At 71.0% G+C, this 22,217-nt stretch carries 21 protein-coding genes and 1 pseudogene; 9 read left to right on the top strand and 13 right to left on the bottom strand.

Features of this window, described 5'->3' with window-relative positions:
• Positions 1-47: 47 nt before the first annotated feature.
• From ACWGDB_RS41035 to ACWGDB_RS41025, 3 genes and pseudogenes are all read right to left on the bottom strand, one after another.
• Positions 48-689: an HAD family acid phosphatase gene (locus ACWGDB_RS41035; protein WP_453827149.1), complete on the bottom strand. Its 642-nt coding sequence runs from the start codon at positions 687-689 to the stop codon at positions 48-50.
• A gap of 121 nt (positions 690-810) precedes the next feature.
• Entirely contained in the window at positions 811-1,485 is a 675-nt protein-coding gene (locus ACWGDB_RS41030; protein WP_453827148.1) for a hypothetical protein, read from the bottom strand.
• Positions 1,422-2,131, bottom strand: a pseudogene (locus ACWGDB_RS41025) (NACHT N-terminal Helical domain 1-containing protein). The gene ACWGDB_RS41030 and the pseudogene ACWGDB_RS41025 overlap by 64 nt, the downstream one beginning before the upstream one ends.
• Before the next feature lie 280 nt (positions 2,132-2,411).
• Between ACWGDB_RS41025 and ACWGDB_RS41020 the strand changes: the two are divergent.
• Positions 2,412-3,032: a M23 family metallopeptidase gene (locus ACWGDB_RS41020; RefSeq protein WP_453827147.1), complete on the top strand. Its 621-nt coding sequence runs from the start codon at positions 2,412-2,414 to the stop codon at positions 3,030-3,032.
• A gap of 13 nt (positions 3,033-3,045) precedes the next feature.
• Here ACWGDB_RS41020 and ACWGDB_RS41015 read toward each other — a convergent pair whose 3' ends face one another.
• Positions 3,046-3,624, bottom strand: a complete 579-nt coding sequence (locus tag ACWGDB_RS41015) for a TetR/AcrR family transcriptional regulator (RefSeq protein ID WP_453827146.1) — start codon at positions 3,622-3,624, stop codon at positions 3,046-3,048.
• 130 nt (positions 3,625-3,754) lie between these two features.
• Between ACWGDB_RS41015 and ACWGDB_RS41010 the strand changes: the two genes are divergently transcribed.
• From ACWGDB_RS41010 to ACWGDB_RS41000, 3 genes are all read left to right on the top strand, one after another.
• The gene (locus tag ACWGDB_RS41010) at positions 3,755-5,356 is read left to right on the top strand and encodes an MDR family MFS transporter (RefSeq protein ID WP_453827145.1); all 1,602 of its coding nucleotides are present in this window, start codon (positions 3,755-3,757) and stop codon (positions 5,354-5,356) included.
• Positions 5,357-5,458: 102 nt separating this feature from the next.
• On the top strand, positions 5,459-5,911 hold the full coding sequence (locus tag ACWGDB_RS41005; RefSeq protein ID WP_453827144.1) for a helix-turn-helix transcriptional regulator: 453 nt from the start codon (positions 5,459-5,461) through the stop codon (positions 5,909-5,911).
• 61 nt (positions 5,912-5,972) lie between these two features.
• Positions 5,973-6,407 (top strand): VOC family protein, encoded by a 435-nt coding sequence (locus ACWGDB_RS41000; protein ID WP_453827143.1) that lies wholly within the window; start codon positions 5,973-5,975, stop codon positions 6,405-6,407.
• Between the two features lie 59 nt (positions 6,408-6,466).
• On the opposite strand, the gene cseC is transcribed toward ACWGDB_RS41000, so the two are convergent.
• The 5 genes from cseC to ACWGDB_RS40975 form a co-directional block, all read right to left on the bottom strand.
• On the bottom strand, positions 6,467-7,966 hold the full coding sequence (cseC, locus tag ACWGDB_RS40995) for a two-component system sensor histidine kinase CseC (RefSeq protein WP_453827142.1): 1,500 nt from the start codon (positions 7,964-7,966) through the stop codon (positions 6,467-6,469).
• Positions 7,967-7,977: 11 nt separating this feature from the next.
• Positions 7,978-8,682, bottom strand: coding sequence for a two-component system response regulator CseB (cseB, locus tag ACWGDB_RS40990; protein WP_383629457.1), 705 nt, complete (start codon positions 8,680-8,682; stop codon positions 7,978-7,980).
• Positions 8,683-8,839: 157 nt separating this feature from the next.
• The gene (locus ACWGDB_RS40985; protein WP_453827150.1) at positions 8,840-9,439 is read right to left on the bottom strand and encodes a hypothetical protein; all 600 of its coding nucleotides are present in this window, start codon (positions 9,437-9,439) and stop codon (positions 8,840-8,842) included.
• A 131-nt stretch (positions 9,440-9,570) separates the two neighbouring features.
• Complete coding sequence (locus tag ACWGDB_RS40980) at positions 9,571-10,110, bottom strand: SigE family RNA polymerase sigma factor (RefSeq protein WP_003999062.1); 540 nt, start codon at positions 10,108-10,110, stop codon at positions 9,571-9,573.
• 314 nt (positions 10,111-10,424) lie between these two features.
• Positions 10,425-11,360: an A/G-specific adenine glycosylase gene (locus ACWGDB_RS40975; RefSeq protein WP_453827141.1), complete on the bottom strand. Its 936-nt coding sequence runs from the start codon at positions 11,358-11,360 to the stop codon at positions 10,425-10,427.
• Positions 11,361-11,626: 266 nt separating this feature from the next.
• Between ACWGDB_RS40975 and ACWGDB_RS40970 the strand changes: the two genes are divergently transcribed.
• Both ACWGDB_RS40970 and ACWGDB_RS40965 read left to right on the top strand, forming a co-directional pair.
• Positions 11,627-13,270 carry a sensor histidine kinase gene (locus ACWGDB_RS40970; RefSeq protein WP_453827140.1) on the top strand — a complete coding sequence of 548 codons (1,644 nt, stop codon included), beginning with the start codon at positions 11,627-11,629 and terminating at the stop codon, positions 13,268-13,270.
• Positions 13,267-13,926, top strand: a complete 660-nt coding sequence (locus ACWGDB_RS40965; protein WP_453827139.1) for a response regulator transcription factor — start codon at positions 13,267-13,269, stop codon at positions 13,924-13,926. Before ACWGDB_RS40970 ends, ACWGDB_RS40965 begins: the two co-directional genes overlap by 4 nt.
• Before the next feature lie 3 nt (positions 13,927-13,929).
• Here ACWGDB_RS40965 and ACWGDB_RS40960 read toward each other — a convergent pair whose 3' ends face one another.
• Positions 13,930-14,562, bottom strand: a complete 633-nt coding sequence (locus tag ACWGDB_RS40960) for a phosphatase PAP2 family protein (protein WP_453827138.1) — start codon at positions 14,560-14,562, stop codon at positions 13,930-13,932.
• 185 nt (positions 14,563-14,747) lie between these two features.
• Here ACWGDB_RS40960 and ACWGDB_RS40955 point away from each other — a divergent pair, with 185 nt between their 5' ends.
• Complete coding sequence (locus tag ACWGDB_RS40955; protein WP_453827137.1) at positions 14,748-15,563, top strand: hypothetical protein; 816 nt, start codon at positions 14,748-14,750, stop codon at positions 15,561-15,563.
• A 37-nt stretch (positions 15,564-15,600) separates the two neighbouring features.
• Here the strand turns inward: ACWGDB_RS40955 and disA are convergent, their stop codons facing one another.
• Together disA and radA are read right to left on the bottom strand one after the other, a co-directional pair.
• Entirely contained in the window at positions 15,601-16,725 is a 1,125-nt protein-coding gene (disA, locus tag ACWGDB_RS40950; protein ID WP_328425026.1) for a DNA integrity scanning diadenylate cyclase DisA, read from the bottom strand.
• A gap of 81 nt (positions 16,726-16,806) precedes the next feature.
• Complete coding sequence (gene radA / locus ACWGDB_RS40945; RefSeq protein WP_453827136.1) at positions 16,807-18,216, bottom strand: DNA repair protein RadA; 1,410 nt, start codon at positions 18,214-18,216, stop codon at positions 16,807-16,809.
• A 210-nt stretch (positions 18,217-18,426) separates the two neighbouring features.
• Here radA and ACWGDB_RS40940 point away from each other — a divergent pair, with 210 nt between their 5' ends.
• Complete coding sequence (locus tag ACWGDB_RS40940) at positions 18,427-20,226, top strand: hypothetical protein (protein WP_453827135.1); 1,800 nt, start codon at positions 18,427-18,429, stop codon at positions 20,224-20,226.
• Between the two features lie 23 nt (positions 20,227-20,249).
• Here the strand turns inward: ACWGDB_RS40940 and ACWGDB_RS40935 are convergent, their stop codons facing one another.
• Positions 20,250-21,119 (bottom strand): hypothetical protein, encoded by an 870-nt coding sequence (locus ACWGDB_RS40935; protein WP_453827134.1) that lies wholly within the window; start codon positions 21,117-21,119, stop codon positions 20,250-20,252.
• 74 nt (positions 21,120-21,193) lie between these two features.
• Between ACWGDB_RS40935 and ACWGDB_RS40930 the strand changes: the two genes are divergently transcribed.
• Positions 21,194-22,126: a Ppx/GppA phosphatase family protein gene (locus tag ACWGDB_RS40930; RefSeq protein ID WP_453827133.1), complete on the top strand. Its 933-nt coding sequence runs from the start codon at positions 21,194-21,196 to the stop codon at positions 22,124-22,126.
• Positions 22,127-22,217: the final 91 nt, after the last annotated feature.

Genomic DNA, 22,217 nt, shown 5'->3' with positions numbered 1-22,217 from the left:
GGCCCCGGGACCTGTGTCCCGGGGCAGCCCCTTTTTCACACGCGCCGTCAGGAGAGCTGCCCGTTGTAGTCCGGCAGCTTGTACGTCTTCTCGGCGTGGCCGCCCGACAGGTCGGTGGCGCTGTTGCCGATGTTCGCGATGATCGTGTAGCCCTTCTTCTCGATGTCGACGCGCTGGGCCGTCTTGTAGTCGCCGACGTTCTTGAAGAGGTCGAAGAAGCCGCGCACGTACAGTCCGGAGACCTCGTAGCCGCGGTACTCGAGGTTGTAGTCGGTCACCGAGTAGATGATGCCCGGGCGGGCGGTCACGAAGAACAGGGAGACGCCGTGCTCCTGCGCGTACTCGGCGACCTCCCGGACCAGCTCGTTGGCCGGCTGCGGGTAGCTGAAGCCGAAGTCCGTCTCCAGGGTGGTGTTGTCGATGTCGAAGACGATCGCCTGCTTCTCACCCGGCTTGGTGTTCGCGATCCGCTGCTTCAGGTAGGGCAGCGCCTGGTCCATCAGCGCCTGGCAGTCCTTCTGCCAGGTGTTGTAGTCGACGTCCGCGGCGGTGGCCGTGGCAGTGGCGCTGGAGGTGCTCGTCGCGGTGGCCGTGGTCGCGGCGTCGGCGGGGACCGCGAGGGCCACGAGGGCGGCCGCGGAGACGGTGCTGACCGCGATACGGCGTGCCCAGGGGCGGCGAAGCGTCATGTGTGGGGGTCCTCTCACGTCACGTGCGCTGTGTTGTTGTCGCGTGCATGTTCGTGGGTGGGGATGGCGTGAGGGGAAAGATAGGGTTACTGGGCGGTAAGTCGCTAGAGATGTGCGTCACTTAGTTCTGAGGATCACTCATCGCTGTGCGGCGAGGCGGGTGCGACGAGGTCGATACCCGGCGGGGACTTCGTCGGCGTTGCGAAGGCGTGCGGTGAATGTGTTCACCCGTTTCTGGCGGGGGTGAGCGGCTGGCGGGGCCAGGTCGAGCTCCTCGGTGAAGCCTGTTCAGGTTCTCGTCCAGACCCGCGGGACTCGGCAGCAGCTCCAGCACGATGGGCCCGAGACCGGCCGGCTCCCGCGCCTCGGTCCGACTGTGCGGCGGAATCAACTCCCTCGCCCGCCGGCCCACTTCCGCCCGCGCATGGGCGACCAGAACGTCGAAATCCCGCTCCTCCACGGCCGCCCGCTCCCCCAGGAAGTCCTGGAAGGTGCGATGGACGAAGTCCACGGCGTCGACGGCCGGTTCGCGCAGCAGGCCGCTGTGAACCAGCAGGTGCCGGAGGATCTCCTCGGGTGAGCTCTGGGCGGCGACGTACGGCATGAACGGCAGCAGCCGCTCCAGTCGGTGGACGGCGTCCGTGCGGTCTTTTCTGCGCGGCCGCTGCCGGATCAGCCAGTACGCGAGCCGCTGGAGCAGCTCGACCCGGGACTCCTTGTCCAGCTCCACCGTCAGTTCGCGTCCGCGGCCCCGGCGTTCGCGGTGCAGGGCGCGGATCGGATCAGGGCGCACCAAGGCCGTAGATAGTGAGGCGGCCGTGCTTCGTCGGCAGGTGCCGCGCGTACTGCTGCTCGAAGGCCGCATCCTGCGTCGTGCGCGAGGTGAGGCGCTCCATGAGGACGTCGGATCAGCTGGTCCAGCTGCCGGCTCTGCTCGACGAGGGTGCGCGGCACCAAGGTCGAGCGCTGGGTGAAGAAGTGCAGGATGTGCAGGCAGGCGCTGTTGAGGAGGCTGACGTAGAGCAAGGTCGAGCCGTAGCCGAGGTCCCGCGGCAGCCGGTCGCCGCCCGCCTGTCCGTGCAGCGGTCGGCCAGCGCCTCGTAGCCGAGCCGTACGGCTTCCAGGTCGTCCGATTCCGGATCGCCGAGCGCGTGCAGGGTCCGCTGCAAGGCCCCCGTGGCCGCTGCGCCGAGCGTGCGCTTCTCGCCCCGGAACCACACCAGGGCCGACAGCCGTACGGGCTTGCCGACCAGCCCTGCCCCCGGCCCTTCCTGGACGAACAGCCGCCTGACCAGCGGGCCTACCAGGCCGGACGCGAGTTTGCTGCCGATGACCGTCGGGTCCGCGCGGCCTCCCCCTGAGCCCCTCGTCGGTAGAGCAGCAGCGTAGTGCCCGTCACATTCCGAGGTCTTCCGATTGCATAGGGCGGTGACATGCCGCACAGGCGATTTGTCCGTTACTAGCGGGAATAGTGGAAACGGGGTTGGCGGGCAAATCGGACGTTAGCTATGAAAGCTGGCGAGAGGTTTCGGCATCGGCGCTGGTTCGTCCGTATTAGGTGTTCTGTCAAGATGCAGGGATTTTTGGGGCGAAGTACTAGCGCTAGTCGTAGATAAGGGGTTTTGGGGTTCGAGGCGACGGGGGTTACCAAGGGATGGCCATCCGGCGATTGCCCTGAGCGGTCGGGTGGTTTTCTCTGTCGTCGTCCCCGTGAGGTTTCGAATGTCCCCGCGCTTCTCGTTCCGTTCGTCCCGTACGTCCACCGTCCGCACCCGTGCGGCTGTGCTGGCCGCCGGCCTGGGGGCCTCGGTCGTGCTGGGCGCCGGAGGCGCGGTTGCTGCCGAGATGAGCTCCGCCCCCGCCGCCTCCACCGCCGTCCAGGCGCAGAGCGCCGCCGCGAAGAAGGCCGCCGCCAAGAAGGCCGCCTCCTGGGTCAGCCCGGTGAAGAAGTACACGAAGTCCGCCAGCTACGCGCAGGCCGGCGGCATGTGGCAGTCCACCCACAGCGGGCAGGACTTCGCCGTCCCGAACGGCACCGACGTCATGGCCGCGCACGGCGGCACGGTCGTCAAGGCCGGCGGCAACGGCGCCGGTGACGGTCCCGCGTACGGCAACGCCGTCGTCATCAAGCACGGCAACGGCACGTTCTCCCAGTACGCCCACCTGTCGCGCGTCGACGTGAAGATCGGCCAGGTCGTCAAGACCGGCCAGCACATAGCCAAGTCCGGCAGCACCGGTAACTCCAGCGGTCCGCACCTGCACTTCGAGATCCGCAAGAGTGCCAACTACGGCTCCGCGATCGACCCCGTGTCCTTCCTGCGGGCCAAGGGTCTGAAGATCTGATCGACCGAGCCGTTCAGGCGCCCTTGTGCGCCTGGGTGATCAGGTCCGTGGCGACCTCGAGGATGGCCTTGCGCTTCTCCTCGGGGTCGCCTTCCAGGTCCTTCATGACGAACATCCCGGCGTGCATCGTGAACAGGGCGCTGATGCAGCGCACCTGGTCGACCAGATCGGCGTCCGGATCTATGACGATGTCGCGCATGCCGAGCATGCGGTTCTTGAACATCTCGCCGATGCTCAGATCGCGGACCGTCGCCTGGTTCTCCTGCATGAAGCGGAACAGCGGTGACGCGTCGGTCAGGACCTGGCTGTAGCGGCGTACGATCTCCTGCTTGGTCTCGAGGGTGTGCGGCTGCTCCCTGCCCCACTCGATCAGGTCCTCGATCGGCTTCGTCAGGTCCTCGAAGAGGCTGACGATGATCTCTTCCTTCGTCTTGAAGTGGTAGTACAAGGCCGCTTTCGTGACCTCCAGGCGCTCGGCGATCTCGCGCAGGGAGGTCTTCTCGTAGCCCTGCTCGGCGAAGAGTTCGAGGGCCACGTCCTGGATGCGCTGGCGGGTGTTCCCGCGGCGCCGCTGCTGCTTGGTGCCGTCCATGGTGCCGCCCATCCTCGTACGCCTCGGCTTGCCATAAAACTTACTTGACGCCCGGCTAGTTACGCGCCTAGGTTCCCTGAGTGTAGACAACTAGCCGGGCGGCAAGTAAGTGGCCGGGGGAGTGGGAACCATGGCGGACACGAAAACAGTGGACACAGCGGCGGATCCGGCGGACAAACAGCCGAAGAGCGTGCGCGTCGTGCTGCTCGCGCTCATGATCACGATGATGCTCGCAATGCTCGACAACATGATCGTCGGCACCGCGATGCCGACGATCGTGGGCGAGCTGGGCGGGCTGGAGCATCTGTCGTGGGTCGTGACGGCGTACACGCTGGCGACCGCGGCGTCCACGCCGCTGTGGGGCAAGCTCGGCGACATGTACGGCCGTAAGGGCATGTTCATGGCGTCGATCGTGCTGTTCCTCATCGGATCCGCGCTGAGCGGCATGGCCCAGGACATGGGGCAGCTGATCGCGTTCCGGGCGGTGCAGGGGCTGGGTGCCGGTGGTCTGATGGTCGGCGTCATGGCGATCATCGGTGATCTGATTCCGCCGCGGGAGCGGGGCAAGTACCAGGGCATGATGGCCGGCGTGATGGCGCTCGCGATGATCGCCGGGCCGCTCGTGGGTGGCACCATCACCGACCACTGGGGCTGGCGCTGGGCCTTCTACATCAACCTGCCGCTCGGGGTCGTGGCGCTCGCCGCGATCAGTGTCGTGCTGCACCTGCCCAAGAAGCGGGCGCAGGCGCGGATCGACTATCTCGGGGCCGGCCTGCTGACCGTGGGGATCACCGCGATCGTGCTGGTCACCACATGGGGCGGCACGGAGTACGCCTGGACGTCCGCGCGGATCATGGAGCTCACCGGGATCGGGGTCGCCGCGCTCGTCGGCTTCGTGTTCTGGCAGACCAAGGCGGCGGAGCCGGTGGTCCCGCTGCACATCTTCCGCAGCCGGAACTTCACTCTGATGTCCGTGATCGGGTTCTTCGTCGGGTTCGTGATGTTCGGGGCGACCTTGTTCCTGCCGCTGTACCAGCAGTCGGTGCAGGGGGCTTCCGCCACCAACTCCGGGCTTCTGCTGCTGCCGATGCTCGGGGCGATGCTGGTGACCTCGATGGTCGCCGGGCGTGTGACCACGAACACCGGGCGGTACAAGGTGTTCCCCGTCGTCGGCAGTGTGCTGATGGTCGTCGGGCTGTATCTGCTGTCGACGATGGACACCGGGACGAGCCGGTTCATGTCCGGGGTGTTCATGGCCGTGGTCGGGTTCGGCATGGGCTGTCTGATGCAGATCACCATGCTGGTCGCTCAGAACAGCGTCGAGATGAAGGACATGGGGGTCGCGTCCTCGTCCACCACGCTGTTCCGTACGCTCGGGTCCTCGTTCGGGGTCGCGATCATGGGGGCCCTGTTCAACAGCCGCGTGCAGGACGTCATGTCCGAGCAGGGCGGCGCGCTGGGGGCGCGGGTGACCGAGCAGTCGGCCCAGCTGGATGCGGCGAGCCTGGCGAAGCTGCCGGAGGCCGTGCGGGAGGCGTATCAGCACGCGGTGTCGGCGGGGACGCATTCGGCGTTTCTGCTGGGGGCCGTGGTGGCTGTGGTGGCTCTGGTGGCGGCTGTGTTCGTCAAGGAGGTGCCGCTGCGAGGGGCGGGGCCGGTGTCCGACGCCGACGGGGGCGCTGCCGCCGGGGATGGCGCGGGGGCCAAGGCGGTGGCGGTGGAGGCCGTCTGAGCGGGCGGTTTGCGTGGGCCCTCGGTGACGTTCCGTCCCGGGGGCCTTCGCCTTGGTCGGCGGCCAGGGGCGGTGTCAGTGGGCCGTGTCACCATCGGGCCCATGGGCAAGGTGCGGCAGTTGCGGTTGGCGAAGGATGCCATGGATCGGGAGTGGGCCGACCCGGGGCTCGACCTGGACGCCGTTGCCGCGCATGCCGGGTACTCGCGGTATCACTTCGTGCGGGCGTTCAAGGCGGCGTACGGGGAGACGCCCGGGCAGTACCTGACGCATCGGCGGATCGAGCGGGCCGAGGAGTATCTGCGAGGGGCCAATCTGACCGTGACGGAGATCTGTCATCTGGTCGGGTTCAGCAGCCTCGGCACGTTCTCGGCGCGGTTCAAGGCACGGACCGGGCTGACGCCGACCGAGTACCGGGAGAAGCATGTCGGGCGAGGAGCGGCGCTGATACCGGGGTGCTACGCGATGCTGTGGGCCGGGGGGTTCCGGCGCCGCGAAGGCGAGCGGCAGGCGCAGGGGCAGGGGCAGGAGAGCAAGTTTGGAGAAGCGCCCTGATGGCGCCTCTGCCTAACGTGACGGAGAGAACCCCAGCCACAGCACTCGGGAGGGCACCGTCATGATCAAGGGCCTCGGCATCACCACCGTATGGACGTTCGACCAGCAGCGCACCAAGGCCTTCTTCACCGAGAAGATCGGCTTCGAGGTGCGCAACGACCTCTCCATGGGCGACATGCGATGGGTCACCGTGGGAGCCAGGGACCAGCCGGACGTCGAACTCGCGCTGATGAGCCTCGACGGGCCCGGGCTCGACCCCGAGTCCTCCGAGGCGCTGAAGACGCTCGTCGGGAAGGGCGTCATCGGGGCCGGCGCGTTCCGGACCGACGACTGCCGGGGGGACTACGAGACCTTCAAGGCGCGCGGGGTGGAGTTCATCCAGGAGCCGCAGGAGCGGCCGTACGGCATCGAGGCGATCTTCCGCGACGACAACGGCAACTGGTACTCGCTGACCGAGCGGAGCGAGGAGCTCGACTTCTCGAAGTCGTTCGGGTGAGCGGCCGCTGAGCCGCCGGAAGAGCCGGCCCCGCTGTCAACGGGCGTATCGGAACAGGCTTACGGCAGCATCGGATGGCTTCCCGTGTTCGTCGGCGCGTGCTCCGGGAGCCACAGGACGGCCACCGCGCCCTCCGCCTGCACATACTCCGCAGCGCCCGCCGGCCGTACGTTGCGGAAGGTCAGGCGGGCACCGAGGACCCGGGCCTGACCTGCCGCGATCGTCAGGCCGAGGCCGTGACCGTGGCCCGCGCGGTCGCTGCTGCCCGTGCGGAAGCGGCTCGGCCCGTCGGCGAGCAGGTCCTCGGGGAAGCCGGGACCGTGGTCGCGGACCCGGATGACCCGGCCCTCGACCGTGACCTCGATGGGCGGCCGCCCGTGCTTCGCGGCGTTCGCCAGCAGGTTGAACAGCACCCGCTCCAGGCGCCGCGGGTCCGTCGTGACCGCCGACTCATGGACGACCCGTACCTCGATGCCGGGGTCCTTCGCCGCGACCCGCCGGCTGACGAACTCGCCCAGCATGATGTCCTGCAGCTCGGCCCGCTCCGAGGCGCTGTCCAGCCGGGCCACCTCCAGGACGTCCTCCACGAGCGTGCGCATGGCCTTCGCCCGGTCCAGGACCAGTTCGGTGAGCCGGCTGGGCGGCAGCAGCTCGGCCGCAGTCAGCAGACCGGTCACCGGCGTGCGCAGCTCGTGCGCGATGTCCGCCGTGACCCGGCGCTCTGCCTCCAGCCGCTGCTGCAGGGCGTCCGCCATCGCGTCCACCGCGCTCGCCAGATCGTCGGTCTCGTCCCGTACGACACCCCCGATGGCGTCCCGTACCCGCACGTCCGGCTCCCCGCTCGCGACCTGGTTCGCCGCGGCCGCCGCCTTGCGCAGCCGGCGCGACAACTGCCCGCCGACGAGGACCCCGAGCGCGCTGCCACCGAAGACGACCGCGATGGAGCCGATGATCAGCGCCTTGTCGAGATCGTCGAGGATGTCCTCGCTGCTGTCGGTGAACCCGGTGTGCAGCGACATGACATGGCCGTTGCTGAGCGGTACGGCTGCCCAGATGTCGGGCGTGCCGCCGGGCGTGTCGACCACATAGGTGGCCCGCCTGCCCTTCTCGACCTTCTCCCGCAGCGCCGCGGGCAGCTCCGGGTCGTCGATCGTGGCGTTGGGGAAGTTCAGCCGCTTGGACTGCTCGTAACTGCGCTGGGCGATCTGGATCCGCTCGTCGGCGAGGTCGCGCGCGTTGTCCAGCATCGAGACGCGGGCCGCGTTGTGCACGACCAGGCTCAGCACGACCGCCACGAGCGCGCCGACCAGGGCGATCGCCGCGCTCAGCTTCCACCGCAGACCCGTACGAATGGCCAGACGGGTGCCCAGGCGCCCGCGCGCGCCGCTGCGGCCGTTCGTACGGCCACCGCGCTTACGACCACTTACGCGCGCGCCCCCATGTGCTCCCGCACCGAGGCCGGCCCCACGGCCACCGACGGTCGCGGCGTCGGCCGCGTCCGTGAGGCCCGCCGCGCGCACCACGCCGGACGGAGCCGGGCGTCTGAAAATCCCCCGCATGGCCGCCCCGCTCAGGCCTTCAACTTGTAGCCGAAGCCGCGGACCGTCTCGATACGGTCCTGGCCGATCTTCTGCCGCAGCCGCTGCACATGGACGTCGACGACACGGGTGTCCCCGCCCCAGCCGTAGTCCCACACGCGCTCCAGCAGCTTGTCCCGCGACAGCACCGTGCCCGGTGCCGACGAGAACTCCAGCAGCAGCCGCATCTCGGTCGGCGTGAGGGCAACCGGCTGCCCGTCCCTGCGCACCTCCATGCCCTCGGTGTCGACCTCCAGGTCACCGAAGGCCAGCAGCCCGCCGGTGGCGGCCGATTCGGCCTCGTCCACGCGGTCGGCGCCGCTCGCGTGCCCGAAGCGGCGCAGCACCGCGCGGATCCGCGCGACCAGTACGGCACCGTCGAACGGCTTGGTCACATAGTCGTCGGCGCCGGCCTCCAGGCCCAGCACCACGTCGATCGAGTCCGCGCGGGCGGAGAGCATGATCACCGGCACGGTCGACTCGTCGCGGATACGGCGGCACAGGCTGACGCCGTCCAGGCCCGGAACCATGACGTCCAGCAGGGCGATGTCCGGCCGGTCCGTCCGGAACGCCTGCAGGCCCGACAGCCCGTCGGGCATGGCGGTGACCGCGAAGCCGTCCCGCTCCAGGGCGAGTTGGGTGGCCTCGCGGATGACGTCGTCGTCCTCGACGAACAGGACGTGGGTCTGGTCTGCCATCCCGGTGCTCTCAGTCCTCGTGTTCGTGTGCCGTATGCCTGCAGGGGTGTTCTTCAGCGGTGCTGTTGCCGGTGCCCGTCTTCCCGGGTGCGTCGGACGTGTCCACTTGAGGGACGCGTGAAGCGCGCGATGCGTTCACTGCCGTCGCGAGCGGACCTCAGCCGTCCGGCGCCGCCGACTCCTCGCCACTGCCGAGGGTGCCGTAGTCCGTGCGGGTCCTGAACTTCAGGACGAAGCGGCCGGACGTCCACTCGTATGAGATCACGTTCTCGCTGGACGGGTTCGACAGCGCGTCGTCCTTCGCGTACACCTGCTTGGTCACCACCAGGTAGCCGCGGTCGATCTCCGCATAGACGGGCGGCTCCTCGGCCTTGAACACATTGCGGTACTCGCCCTCCGACTCCCGGTAGACGTACGAGCCGACGCCGACCGCATCGCCGCAGGACAGGACGTTGACCACGATGTCGTCCGCGGGTCCGCCGGTCAGATCGCCGTACGACACGTCGACGGGATAGTCGTCGGAGACACACGGCTTCAGCTCGCGCTTCACCTCCGCCGAGACCGCGGGGTCCGCCTTGACCAGACGGACGGCCTCCGTCCGGTCCGGCACCGCCGAGGGTGAGGGCGAGGGCGCGAGCGTGGACGAGACGGGCGCGTCGCCCACCGAGTCGGCGTGGGCCGGTCCCTCGTCGCGGGCGCCGGTGCCGCCGGTGGCGCACCCGGAGGCGAAAAGGGCGAGGGCGACGACCACGGCCACCGCCGTGAACGCCGCCTGAAAGGTCCCCCGGACGGGTGCGGGCCCGGATCGGGGTGAGCCGAGGTCCTCGCTGTCCCCGTCGGTGCCCCTGTCACCCGCTTCCGTGCGCCCGGTGCCGCCCGTCGTCGTGCCTAGGCCGCGCAACGCTCCCGCTCCTCACGCTCCAGCGCGCGTGCGTCCAGATCGCGGCTCTCCAGCTCCTCGCGGAGCCGGGCGAGCGCCCGGTGCAGCGTGCTCTTGACCGTTCCGGCCGACATGCCGAGGGCGGCGGCCGTCTCCTCCGTGGACATCTGCTCCCAGTGTCGCAGCACCACGACGCTGCGCTGCTTGGGAGCGAGCACCTTCATGATGTCCATCAGCAGGGCGCGGTCCGCGTGCTGCTCGGTGGAGTCGTCGACCGAGGCGTCCGGCAGCTGCTCGGTCGGCACCTCCTCCAGCTTCCGGGCCCGCCACCACTCGGTCCGCGTGTTGATCATGACGCGGCGCAGGTAGGCGTCCGCGAGTCGCTTGTCCGCGATGCCGTCCCAGCGGTGGTACGTCCGCACCAGCGCCGTCTGCAGCAGGTCCTGGGCGTCCACCGGGTCCGGGACCAGTCGGCGGGCACTGCGCAGCAGCGCGTCCTGCCGGGTGCGGACGTACTCCTCGAACTCGAGCACCTCTCCCTGCGCCATGTTGACCGCCTCCGATTCCCCGTACCCGTCGGCTCGTTGGCCGCCGGTTGTCACTGCCTGTGGTTCGTAGTCGTCCCCGCCTGTCGGGTACGGAAATGAAGCTACGGAGGCGTTGTCACGGGGCTGTCCGAAGCAGCCTGCGGCTAGCGCTCGGCTGTCCGTCGGTTGTGTAACGGAAGCAGGAAAGGGATAAAACGGCAGGGGAGTTGAGTGGGTATATGGGACGGTTTGTCCGCATTTTCACTGTGTACGGGCCGCGCGGCAGCTGTGTCTTCCATGTCGCAGACGCTCTACGGCTGTGATGTGTCGATGCGTCAGCTCAGCGGCAGCCGGTACATCCCGCCCTGCAGCGGTTCCACCAGGCCGTCCGAGACGAGGCCGTCCAGCGCGCGGGCGCGCTGCACCGGCTCGTGCCACACCCGGTCGAGCGCAGCCTGCGGGACGGGCCCAAGGGCGTCGCGGAGTACGGCGAGCAGCTTGCCGCGCACCTGACGGTCCGTTCCGGCATACGTCTGACCGCGGCGCGGCGGGCCCTCGTGCTCCGGCTTGCCCGCGAGCTGCCAGGCGCACTGTGCGGCGATCGGGCAGCGGTGGCACGACTCGTTCTTCGCGGTGCACACCAGCGCACCGAGCTCCATGGAGGCCGCGGCCCAGCGGGCGGCGGTGCTCTCGTCGTCGGGGAGCAGCGCGCGAGCGAGCTTGCGCTCGGCGGCGGTGGTGGCGTTCGGCGGGTACTGCACGCCGGTCACGGCACGGGCGATGACCCGGCGCACGTTGGTGTCCAGGACGGGGTGCCGCTGCCCGTAGGCGAAGGAGGCGACCGCCGCGGCCGTGTACTCGCCGATGCCGGGCAGCGCGAGGAGCTGGGTGTGGTCGGTCGGTACGTCCCCGCCGTGCCGTTCCGCTATGGCGACAGCGGCGCCGTGCAGCCGCAGTGCGCGGCGCGGGTAGCCGAGCCGGCCCCAGGCGCGGACGGCCTCGCCGGGGGCGTCCTTGGCGAGGTCGGCGGGGCGGGGCCAGCGGGTGAGCCACTGCTCGTAGACGGGCAGGACGCGGTTCACGGGCGTCTGCTGCAGCATGAACTCACTGACCATCACTCCCCAGGGGCCGGCTTCGGGGCGCCGCCAGGGGAGGTCGCGGGCGTTGTCGTCGAACCAGTCGATGACGGTTGCTTGCAGCGGCTTGGCAAGGGGGGCGTCGCTGCCGGCGTCGGCGGGGTGGCTGTGCGGGGGCTTCGTGGGCGCAGTCATGGCCTTTCCGATCCTGCCATGTTGAGGGCGGTGGGGTGGGTAGGTGGTGGTGGCGGTGCGTTTTGCGGCTGCGGGTGTGGGGCGGGTTGCGGTCCTGGGAGCCTGCGGCCCCCAGACCCCCGCTTCGGCCCTGGAGGACCTCGTCCTCAAACGCCGGACGGGCTGAGATACCGGGACCGGCCCCGAAAGATGCGCGCCCCGAAAATGCCCTGCACCTGACGATCGACAGCAGTCGCCCCCCACCCCCCGCTTGTAGCGTCGTCCGGATGGAACGTCCTCGCACATGGCGGGCCTGCCTCCTGTGGGCCGCCCTCGTGCTGCCCGCGCTCACGGCCGACCGGCTCGGGATGAACGAGCCGCGTGCCGTGTGGCAGCAGCTGGCCGGGGCGGCCGTGCTCGCCGCCGCGGTGGCCGTGACGCGGGGGCGCCCCTTGGTGGCCTTCGCGCTGACGGCCGTACTGAGTCTGGTGGCTGCCCCCGCCCTGTTCACCGTCTCCTACGCCCCCGCGCTCGGCGTCTTCGCGCTGCTGCTCGGTCTGCGGGCGGAACGGGTGCGGCCGGCTGTCGTCGTCCTCGGGGGCGTCGGGTGCCTCGGTACGGCGAGGATCGCGCTGGTCGGGGTCGATCCGGCGCCGGAGTGGGTGGTGCTGACGGGCACGTTGCTGTTCGGCTGTGTCTTCCCCTGGCTCGGCGGCCGGTACTGGCGACAGAGCCGTCAGCTGACCGCGGCCGGCTGGAACCGGGCCGCGCGCCTGGAGGGCGAGCGGCGCATCGCCGAGGAGCGGGCGCGGCTGCGTGAGCGGGCCCGGATCGCGCAGGACATGCACGACTCCCTCGGGCACGAGCTGAGCCTCATCGCCCTGCGCGCGGGTGCCCTCCAGGTCGCCCCCGACCTCCCGGACCACCACCGCACCGCGGCTGCCGACCTGCGCGCGGCCGCCGCGGACGCCACCGACCGACTGCACCGCATCATCGGCGTCCTGCGGGAGGAGAACGAGCCGGTGTCCCTGAGCCCGCCGGGGGAGACCGTCGAGCAACTCGTCGCCCACGCCGCCGAGTCGGGGCTTCCGGTGCGCTGGGAGGAACCCGAAGGCGGTAGGGCCGTGGCGCTGGAGCCGGGGGGCGTCGCCGAGCGGGTCCTGTACCGGGTGGTCCGCGAGGCGCTGACGAACGCCGCCCGGTACGCGCCGGGTGCCGACGTCACCGTGGTGGCGGCCACAGAGGCGGCCGGTACGGCGGTCACGGTGACCACTGGGCGGGGCTCGGCGACGGAGGGCACCACCGCCTCCAACGGCTCGGCGGCAGCGCCGGGTTCGCCCTCGTCCTCCTCCCCGAGCCCCCCTTCCCTCTCCTCCGGCGGCACCGGCCTGCGAGCCCTCCGCGCCGCCGTCACCGCGGTCGGCGGTGACTTCGAGGCCGGCCCCCGTGGCGACGGCTTCCGTGTGCGGGCGTACGTCCCCGAGCAGGGCGTCGCCTCGGCCGTACGGCCCGTCCCGGCCCCGCACGCCCCCTACACCCGCGCCCGCCGCCGGGTCGTCCTCGCCCTCGCGGTCGCCGTTGCCGCCGGCGTCGTGCTCGTCGGCGGGGGCTTCGCCTGGTACGCGTACACGGAGACCCACTCGGTGCTGCCGCCCGCGGCCTACGCCGAGCTTCGGCTCGGGGCATCGGACGGGGACCTCGCGCACGTCCTGCCGGACCGCAGCGCGCGGGACGCGCCGGTCGACCGCGCGCCCGTGCCGCCCCCGGCGGGCAGCGACTGCCGCTACTACCGCGCGAGCGGCGAACTCCTCGTCTCCGTCGACCACTTCAGGCTCTGCTTCGACGACGAGGGGCGGCTCGTCGCCAAGGACGTGATCCCCAGGGTGGGTCTGTCCCAACGCCCTTCCACAGATGAGGAGTTCGTACGGTGATCCGGGTACTGCTGGCCGACGACGAGACGATGGTGCGGGCCGGCGTGCGCGCCATCCTGACGAGCGGCGGTGAGACCGAGGTCGTCGCGGAGGCCGGTGACGGGCGTGAGGCGGTCGAGCTGGCCCGGGCGCACCGCCCCGACGTGGCCCTGCTGGACATTCGTATGCCGCACCTGGACGGCCTCGCGGCGGCCGAGGAGATCGTACGCAGCGTCCCCGGCACGGCCGTCGCGATGCTCACCACCTTCTCCGAACAGGCTTACGTGGCCCGCGCGCTCGGCGGCGGCGCCACCGGCTTCCTGCTGAAGTCCGGGGACCCGTACGAACTGATCGCGGGCGTACGGGCGGTGGCGGGCGGCGCGGCCTTCCTGTCGCCGAAGGTGGCCCGCCATGTCATCGACGGGCTCGGCGGCAGCGACGGGCGACTCGGCCGCGAGGCCGCCGCACGCGCACGCGTGGCCGAGCTCAGCCCGCGCGAGCGCGAGGTGCTCGGGCTCGTCGGCGCCGGCCTGTCCAACCCGGAGATCGCCGCCCGGCTGCATCTCGTCGAGGGCACGGTGAAGGCGTATGTGAGCGCGGTGCTCGACCGTTTGGGCGTGCGCAACCGGGTGCAGGCCGCGATCGTGGCCTACGAGGCGGGCCTGGTGGAGTCGTGAGGCTCAGCGCATGTCGTACGCCGCGACCCGCTGGGGTCCGGGTCCGGTGAACCACCGTACGGCGGGCGCCGACGAGGCCCGCATCGCCTCCGCCAGCCGGATCGCCGGGCCGGTGCCGAGCCGTACGGCCGCCACGGCGACGACCGCGCCGAGGACGAGGCCCGCCGCGACGTCGTGCGGATAGTGCACGCCGACGAAGACCCGGGAGAAGGCCATGAGCAGGGCCAAGGGGGCCGTCAGCCACAACAGTGCCTGCCCGGTCAGGGCCGCGGTGACGGCCGCGGCGCCCGCGATGGTGGCGTGGTTGCTGGGAAAGGACCAGTCGCCGGGCGCGGGGCAGGAGGCGAGAGAGGTGGTCGCGTCCGGCACCGCCCGGCACGGACGCTCCTGCGTGACAGCCGACTTGAGGAGCTCACTGCAGACGTACGCCACAGCCGTGGCCAGAGGTGCAAGGGCCGCGATCGCGAAGGCCCGGGTGGTGTCGCGTCTGGCTCGCCACCACCCGGCGACGAACAGGGCGGCGAACAGCAGCAGTCCGGCCTCCGTCCCTATCTCGGCGGTGTGCTGTACCCACGTTGGGGTGTCGTGAGCGAGGTCGGTGATGTCGCGGTAGAGCTCCGCGTCTTCGAAGTCCATGGTCACGGACCGTAGGCGGCGGGCCGATACCGTCACATCCTGCGATCGGCAGGTGTCGCGCCTGACGGAAGACAGGGGTCCGGCGTCGTCCCCGGGCGGTTTCCGGGATGATGATCCGGAAAAGTTGCGGCCTTCGGCGGCGGGTGGAGCAAGCTAGCGCGCCGATCTCTCGTACAGTTTGCGCCGTGGGATCTCTGCGCAATCCGGTCGGGCCGCTTCCCTCCTCCATCTACTGGCGTCGGAGGGCCGTAATGCTGTCCGTGGTCGCCCTGTTGGCGCTGCTGGGCACCTGGGTGCTCACCATGGGCGGCGGAGGCGGCAAGAACGACGAGGGTGGGTCCGACGGCAAGAATCCCGCGCCCTCGACGATCACCCCGGGCCCTTCGAGTTCGGGGCCGGCGATCAGTGAGGCGCCGGGCGGGCGCGACGAGTCGCCCGGCAGCGGGGACTCCGACGGGTCGGGGTCCGGCGACGGCAGCGGGTCCGGGGACGGTGACGGGAGCTCCGGCGGCTCGGACGGATCGGGCAGCGGATCCGCGGGTGGCGGCTCGGGCAGCGGTGTCGGCGCGGGCGACGCGGTCGCCGCGGGCTCCACGCTGCCCGACTGTGTCGCGGGCGCGGTGAAGCTGACGGTGCGCAGCCAGCGCAACGCGTACGAGCCCGGCCAGACGCCCGCCGTGCTGCTGACCGCGACGAACTCCTCCAGCTACGACTGCAAGGTCGACCTCGGCCCGAAGAACGCCGTGGTGACGCTCACCCAGGCGGGAGCCGAGGACGACTTCTGGTCCTCCGCCGACTGCCCCAAGGTCGCGGGCAGCCTGAAGTTCCGGGTGCCCACCGGTGAGAGCATCACGTACACCGTGAAGTGGGACCGCAAGGCCAGCGCCCCGCAGTGCGCGACGCCGCCGGCGGGGGCCGCCCCGGCGGGGACGTATCTGGTGGAGGCGAAGACGCCGGGGTTCGGGACGGCGCAGACGTCCTTCGTGCTGGAGAACGACTAGCGGCCGTCAGCGGACGGAAGACGGCTGAGCGGCCTGCCTAGACGTACCGCTCCAGGATCGAGCTCTCCGCCAACCGCGACAGGCCCTCACGGACGCTGCGCGCCCGGGCCTCGCCGACGCCGTCCACCGTCTGGAGGTCGTCCACGCTCGCGGCGAGCAGCTTCTGCAGGCCGCCGAAGTGCTCCACCAGGCGGTCGATGATCGCGCCGGGCAGCCTCGGCACCTTGGCCAGGAGGCGGAAGCCGCGCGGGGAGACCGCGGAGTCCAGCGCCTCCGGGGATCCGGTGTAGCCCAACGCCCTTGCCACCGTGGACAGTTCGAGGAGCTCGGCGTGAGTGAGCGCGTCCAGCTCGTACAGCGCCTCGTCGACCGTGCGGGAGCGCTTCGCCGTCGGCTCGGGGACGTAGTCGCGCACCACGAGCTCGCGCTCGGGCTCCACACCCGCGATCAACTCGTCCAGCTGGAGGGCCAGGAGCCGTCCGTCGGTGCCGAGCTCCACCACGTACTCGGCGATCTCGGTCGCGATGCGCCGGACCATCTCCAGGCGCTGGGCGACCGCCGAGACGTCGCGGACCGTCACCAGGTCCTCGATCTCCAGCGCTGACAACGTTCCCGCGACCTCGTCGAGGCGGAGCTTGTAGCGCTCCAGGGTCGCCAGGGCCTGGTTGGCGCGGGAGAGGATCGCCGCGGAGTCCTCCAGGACACGGCGGTGGCCGTCGACGTAGAGCGCGATCAGCCGCATGGACTGGGAGACCGAGACGACCGGGAAGCCGACCTGCTTGCTGACCCGGTCCGCCGTGCGGTGCCGGGTGCCCGTCTCCTCGGTGGGGATCGTCGGGTCCGGGACCAGCTGGACGCCCGCGCGCAGGATCTTCGACAGATCCGACGACAGCACGATGCCGCCGTCGAGCTTGCACAGCTCACGCAGTCGCGTCGCCGTGAACTCGACATCCAGGACGAATCCGCCCGTGCACATCACCTCGACGGTCTTGTCGGAGCCGAGGACGATCAGTCCGCCGGTGTTGCCGCGGAGGATCCGCTCAAGCCCGTCGCGCAGGGCCGTGCCGGGTGCCACGGCGCTCAGTGAGGCGCGCATCAGGCCATCGGCACCGGAGCTCCCACCGGACTTTCCGGGAGCTGCTGCCCGGTCGTTGGCTGCCACTGCACTCCTCCGGTCGCAGGTTCTGGGGCGCCCCCGTTTCGCACATTCTGTTCGCACGGACGGGCGAGACCTGGGCAAAGTCTACCGGCGGTCCTCGTCGTCCCGTGGGGCCTCTCTGCGACGCGAGCGCGGAAGGACCCGCAGCGCGTCCCCTATGTCCGCCACTTCCAGCACCTTCATGCCCGCAGGGATCTTGCCCGGGTCGCCCGGTACGAGGGCGTGCGTGAAGCCCAACCGGTGCGCTTCGGCGAGTCTGCGCTGCACGCCCGTGACCCGTCTGACCTCGCCCGCGAGGCCCACCTCGCCGATCGCGACGAGGTTCTTGGGGAGAGGTGTGTCACTCGCGGCGGAGGCCAGGGCGAGGGCCACGGCGAGGTCGGCGGCGGGCTCCGAGAGCTTCACTCCGCCCACCGTCGCGGAGTAGATGTCCCGCTTGCCGAGGGCGCTGATCCGGCCACGCTGTTCGAGGACGGCCAGCATCATCGAGACACGGGACGTCTCCAGGCCGGACGTCGTGCGCCGGGGTGAGGGGATCTGCGAGTCGACGGTGAGCGCCTGGACTTCGGCGACCAGGGGGCGGCGGCCCTCCAGGGTCACCGTCAGACAGGTACCGGGGACCGGTTCGTCACGACGGGTCAGGAAAAGTCCGCTTGGGTCGGCAAGGCCCGTGATGCCCTCATCGTGCAGTTCGAAGCAGCCGACCTCGTCCGTCGTGCCGTAGCGGTTCTTGACGCCTCGTACGAGACGCAGGCGCGCGTGCCGGTCGCCCTCGAAGCTGAGCACCACGTCCACGAGGTGTTCGAGGAGGCGGGGTCCGGCGATTGCGCCGTCCTTGGTGACGTGCCCCACAAGGAGTGTGGACATCCCGCGCTCCTTGGACGCCCGGATCAGGGCGCCGGCCACCTCGCGGACCTGGGCCATGCCGCCCGGTGCGCCGTCGATCTCCGGGGACGCCACGGTCTGCACCGAGTCCATGACGAGCAGCGACGGCTTCACCGCGTCCAAGTGGCCCAGCACGGCGGCCAGATCGGTCTCGGCCGCGAGATACAGGTGGTCGTCGATGGCGCCGATGCGGTCGGCGCGCAGCCGCACCTGGCTCGCCGACTCCTCGCCGGTGACATACAGCGTGCGGTGCTCGTCGCTCGCCGACTTGGCCGCCACGTCCAGCAGCAGCGTGGACTTGCCGACGCCGGGCTCGCCCGCGACGAGGACGACGGCGCCGGGCACCAGCCCGCCGCCGAGCACCCGGTCCAGTTCGGGCACGCCGGTGGGCCGCGCGGTGGCCTGCCGTCCGTCGACCTGCCCGATCGGCACCGCGGACGTCGTCACCCGCCCCGGCGTCGTCGTACGGACCGCGGGCGCGCCGTACTCCTCGACCGTCCCCCAGGCCTGGCACTCGGGGCAGCGGCCGAGCCACTTGGCCGTCTGCCAGCCGCACTCCGTGCAGCGGTAGGACGGGCGGTCCTTCGTGGACTTGGTACGGGCAGCCATGCGATGAACCGTAACCGAGCCCACTGACAACGCCGTACGGCCGTGCGCAGCCGCTTCGGGTCGGCGCAATGCCTGCTCGGGGCCTTTTCGTCATGCACAAACCACGGAATCCGGCGCTCCTGTCCCCTATTGAGGGATCGTTTCACCCGTACGGAGTAAAACTGCTCAAGCAGGGAGAAGGCGCCGCCCGGGGCCGCCTACGGTCCACCAATGATGAGCAGCAGTCCGGAGACCTCGACCCGCACGGCCGGCGCGCACCGGGCGCATCGGGAGGCGCGCGACCGCGCGGCGGCCCGTACGGTCGCGCAGCGGCCGCCCGCGCGCTACGAGCCGTATCTGGACGGGCTGTTCACCTACTGCCTGTCCGTGCTGTGCGACCACGACACCGCGACCGCCGCCCTCGGCGACGTCCTCGCGCTCGCCGAACGACGCGGGCAGCGCGTGCCGGAGGCCGCCGCGGACCGACGGCCCTGGCTGTACGCGCTGGCCCGCTGGGCGTGTCTGCGCAAGCTGGCCGAGGCCAAGCAGAAACGTCAGGGCAGCCACGCGGCGGGCCGGACCGGCACCCATCGGCAGGCGGGGACGAAGGCCGCCCGGCCGGCCGTCTCCGAGGAGGTCCAGGAGCAGCGGCGCCGCGAACTGGCCCTGCTGGCCTGGCCGGAGGCCGCCGGCACCACCCCGGAGCAGCGCGAGGCCCTCGAACTCGCCGTACGCCACCACCTCGCCACCCACGAGGTCGCCGCCGTCCTCGGCATGGACCTGGCCGCCGCCCGCGAGCTGCTCGCCTCCGCCGCCTGCGAGGTCGAGCGCACGCGCGCGGCCCTCGCCGTCGTCGAGACCGGCGCCTGCCCGGGTGTCGCCCGGCTCACCGGCGACAACCAGCTCGTGCTCGGCACCGCCCTGCGCCGCGAGCTCGTCCGGCACGTCGACGACTGCCCGCGCTGCCGCCGTACCGCCGAGCGCGCGATCCCCGGCCGGTGGCCCGGCGCGGCCGTCACCCCCGCCGAACTGCCCGTCCTTCAGGCGCCCCGCGCCGCCCTGCACATGGCCCTCGCGCACGCCCCACGCGCGCGGGGTGTGGCCGTGCCGCGCTTCGACCGGCGCGGGTTCCCGATGGACCCGAAGGATCGTGCCGCCCGCAGGGACCGGCTGCGCGCGCGTGCCGTGACCACGACCGTCGTCGCCACCGTCGTCGCCGCGCCCGTCATCGCCCTGTGGGCCGCCTACCGGGGCACCCCGACCGGCGAGGGCGTCGACGGCAGCTCGGCCAGCGCGAGCGAGGCGCAGGGCCCCGGCAGCCTCGACGGGGAGGCCGCGGGGGACGGCTACGAGAACGCGGGCAACGCGAGCACCAGACGCGGTGACAGTTTCGGCGACCGCGGCGAACCGGACGTCTCCGTGGAGGTCGTCAGCGTCAGCGGCGCGCGCGGGGCGGGCGTCGGCGGCCTGGAGGTGTCGGCCGGCAACAGCGGCGACACCACGCTCGTCACCCTCAGAGCGACGGGGCGCATGCCGGTGCGCTGGTCCGCGAGCACCGGTGCGCACTGGCTCTACCTGAGTCAGTCGGCGGGAACGCTGGCGCCCGGTGAGACGTTGACGATCAAGGTGTACGTCGACCATCTGCGGGAGCCGTCCGGGTACTGGAGCGCGCGGCTGGCGATCTCACCCGCCGGTGCCCTCGTCTCCATCGAGGGCTACGGCACCGCCCCGAGCCCCTCCGGCCCGGGGCAGGGCCCCGGCCCGTATCCCAGCAACCCCCAGCCCACCGATCCGACCGACCCCGGAACCCCCAGCGAGCCGCCGCCCTCGTCCTCGGGGCCCGATCCGACGCCGACGACCCCCGTTCCGACCGACCCGACTCCGAGCGACCCGCCGACCTCGCCCTCAGACCCGCCGCCCACACCGGGCGAGCCGTCCGAGTCCGGCCCGTCCGAGTCCGGTACGTCCGAGCCGGGGGGCTCGACGCCGCCGCCCAGCGGGAGCGGCGACCCGAGCCCGTCGGGGTCGTAGGCCGCCGGCCCCTGCCGGGTCCGTCAGGCGACGGGATCCGCCGGATGCGGTGCCAGCAACGGCAGCTGCGACGCCAGCCGCTCCTCGCACAGCTCGACCAGGCGGTCGTAGCCCGCCTTGCCCATCAGTTCGATCAGCTCCGGCCGGTACGACACGTACACCGGGTCGCCCGCGCCGTGCGCGGAGGTCGCCGACGTGCACCACCAGTGCAGGTCGTGGCCGCCCGGGCCCCAGCCGCGACGGTCGTACTCACCGATCGAGACCTGGAGGATCCGGGTGTCGTCGGGCCGGTCGATCCACTCGTACGTCCGCCGGACCGGCAGCTGCCAGCAGACGTCCGGCTTCGTCTCCAGCGGCTCGCGGCCCTCCTTCAGGGCGAGGATGTGCAGCGAGCAGCCCGTGCCGCCCTCGAAGCCGGGGCGGTTCTGGAAGATGCACGAGCCGTTGAAGGGGCGGGTCTGGCGGTCGCCGTCCTCGTCCTCGGAGATCCAGCCGTGCTCCATGCCCTCGTCATGGTGCTGCCAGATCTCCGGCGTGAGCCTTGCCACATGTTCGGCGACCCGCTTCTCGTCGTCCTCGTCGGAGAAGTGCGCGCCCAGCGTGCAGCAGCCGTCGGCCGCGCGGCCTGCCTGGATGCCCTGGCAGCCGCTGCCGAAGATGCAGTTCCAGCGGGAGGTCAGCCATGTCAGATCACACCGGAAGACCTGCTCGTCGTCCGCCGGATCCGGGAACTCCACCCATGCGCGTGCGAAGTCCAGCCCCTTCTCGTCCGGTTCCTGGGCGGGCTTCGCGGGGCTCGTGGGCTTCTTCGACTTCGTGGCTGCCTTCGCCTGCGAAGAACCCTTGGCTGATTTGGCCGTCTTGTCGTTCTTCGCCTTTTTCGTCTTTGGCACGGGTCCAGGGTACGGCGTCCGTACCTGCGACTTCGAGGACGGAGGATCGACCAGGTGGCAGTAGCGTTCCGTACATGAGACTCGGTGTCCTCGACGTTGGATCCAACACGGTGCATCTCCTGGTGGTGGATGCGCACCCCGGCGCGCGCCCGCTGCCCGCGCACTCGCACAAGGCGGAACTGCGCCTTGCCCAACTCCTCGACGACAGCGGGGCCATCGGCCCCGAGGGCATCGACAAGCTGATCGGCGTCATCCACGGGGCGCTGCAGGCAGCGGAGGACAAGGGCGCCGAGGAAGTGCTGCCGTTCGCGACGTCCGCGGTGCGGGAAGCCACGAACGCCGATTACGTGCTCGCCCGCGTGAAGGAGGAAACCGGGGTTGAGCTGCAGGTTCTCACCGGTGCTGAAGAGGCTCGGCTGACTTTCCTCGCCGCGCGGCGGTGGTTCGGGTGGTCGGCCGGGAAGCTGCTGGTGCTGGACATCGGGGGCGGGTCCCTGGAGATCGCATACGGCATGGACGAGGAGCCGGACGCGGCGGTGTCGCTGCCACTGGGGGCGGGGCGGCTGACGGCGGGCTGGCTGCCGGGTGATCCGCCGGAGCCGGAGGACATACGTGCGCTACGGCGGCACGTCCGGGCGCAGATCGCCCGTACGGTCGGCGAATTCACCCGGTTCGGCGCGCCCGATCACGTCGTCGCCACGTCCAAGACCTTCAAGCAACTGGCCCGCCTCGCCGGCGCCGCCCGCTCCGCGGACGGCCTGTACGCCCAGCGCGAGCTGAAGCGGGAGTCCTTGGAGGCGTGGGTTCCCCGCCTCGCAGGGATGACGGTGGTCCAGCGGGCGGAACTGCCGGGGGTCTCCGAGGGACGGGCGGGGCAGCTGCTCGCGGGGGCGTTGGTGGCCGAGGGGGCGATGGATCTGTTCGGGGTGGAGACGCTGGAGGTCTGTCCTTGGGCGTTGCGGGAGGGCGTGATCTTGCGGAAGTTGGATCACATGTCCGTGGAGTGACGGGGCCTTCGGCGGTTGGGCGGGGATGCCTGCGGCGGCCTGTTGCTGTGTGGTGGGGGTTCGCGTAGCGCCTGCTGTTTCGTTGTGGGTC

Source organism: Streptomyces sp. NPDC055013 (assembly GCF_053608645.1).
The sequence above is the reverse complement of the archived record's forward strand: the minus strand, read 5'-3'. Positions and strand labels throughout refer to the sequence as shown.

What these genes read in the sequence shown, in the direction of transcription:
- ACWGDB_RS41035 (WP_453827149.1), bottom strand. Translation starts at nt 689, where the DNA reads ATGACGCTTCGCCGCCCCTGGGCACGCCGTATCGCGGTCAGCACCGTC.
- ACWGDB_RS41020 (WP_453827147.1), top strand. Translation starts at nt 2,412, where the DNA reads ATGTCCCCGCGCTTCTCGTTCCGTTCGTCCCGTACGTCCACCGTCCGC.
- ACWGDB_RS41015 (WP_453827146.1), bottom strand. Translation starts at nt 3,624, where the DNA reads ATGGACGGCACCAAGCAGCAGCGGCGCCGCGGGAACACCCGCCAGCGC.
- ACWGDB_RS41010 (WP_453827145.1), top strand. Translation starts at nt 3,755, where the DNA reads ATGGCGGACACGAAAACAGTGGACACAGCGGCGGATCCGGCGGACAAA.
- ACWGDB_RS41005 (WP_453827144.1), top strand. Translation starts at nt 5,459, where the DNA reads ATGGGCAAGGTGCGGCAGTTGCGGTTGGCGAAGGATGCCATGGATCGG.
- ACWGDB_RS41000 (WP_453827143.1), top strand. Translation starts at nt 5,973, where the DNA reads ATGATCAAGGGCCTCGGCATCACCACCGTATGGACGTTCGACCAGCAG.
- cseC (WP_453827142.1), bottom strand. Translation starts at nt 7,966, where the DNA reads ATGCGGGGGATTTTCAGACGCCCGGCTCCGTCCGGCGTGGTGCGCGCG.
- cseB (WP_383629457.1), bottom strand. Translation starts at nt 8,682, where the DNA reads ATGGCAGACCAGACCCACGTCCTGTTCGTCGAGGACGACGACGTCATC.
- ACWGDB_RS40980 (WP_003999062.1), bottom strand. Translation starts at nt 10,110, where the DNA reads ATGGCGCAGGGAGAGGTGCTCGAGTTCGAGGAGTACGTCCGCACCCGG.
- ACWGDB_RS40975 (WP_453827141.1), bottom strand. Translation starts at nt 11,360, where the DNA reads ATGACTGCGCCCACGAAGCCCCCGCACAGCCACCCCGCCGACGCCGGC.
- ACWGDB_RS40970 (WP_453827140.1), top strand. Translation starts at nt 11,627, where the DNA reads ATGGAACGTCCTCGCACATGGCGGGCCTGCCTCCTGTGGGCCGCCCTC.
- ACWGDB_RS40960 (WP_453827138.1), bottom strand. Translation starts at nt 14,562, where the DNA reads ATGGACTTCGAAGACGCGGAGCTCTACCGCGACATCACCGACCTCGCT.
- radA (WP_453827136.1), bottom strand. Translation starts at nt 18,216, where the DNA reads ATGGCTGCCCGTACCAAGTCCACGAAGGACCGCCCGTCCTACCGCTGC.
- ACWGDB_RS40940 (WP_453827135.1), top strand. Translation starts at nt 18,427, where the DNA reads ATGATGAGCAGCAGTCCGGAGACCTCGACCCGCACGGCCGGCGCGCAC.
- ACWGDB_RS40930 (WP_453827133.1), top strand. Translation starts at nt 21,194, where the DNA reads ATGAGACTCGGTGTCCTCGACGTTGGATCCAACACGGTGCATCTCCTG.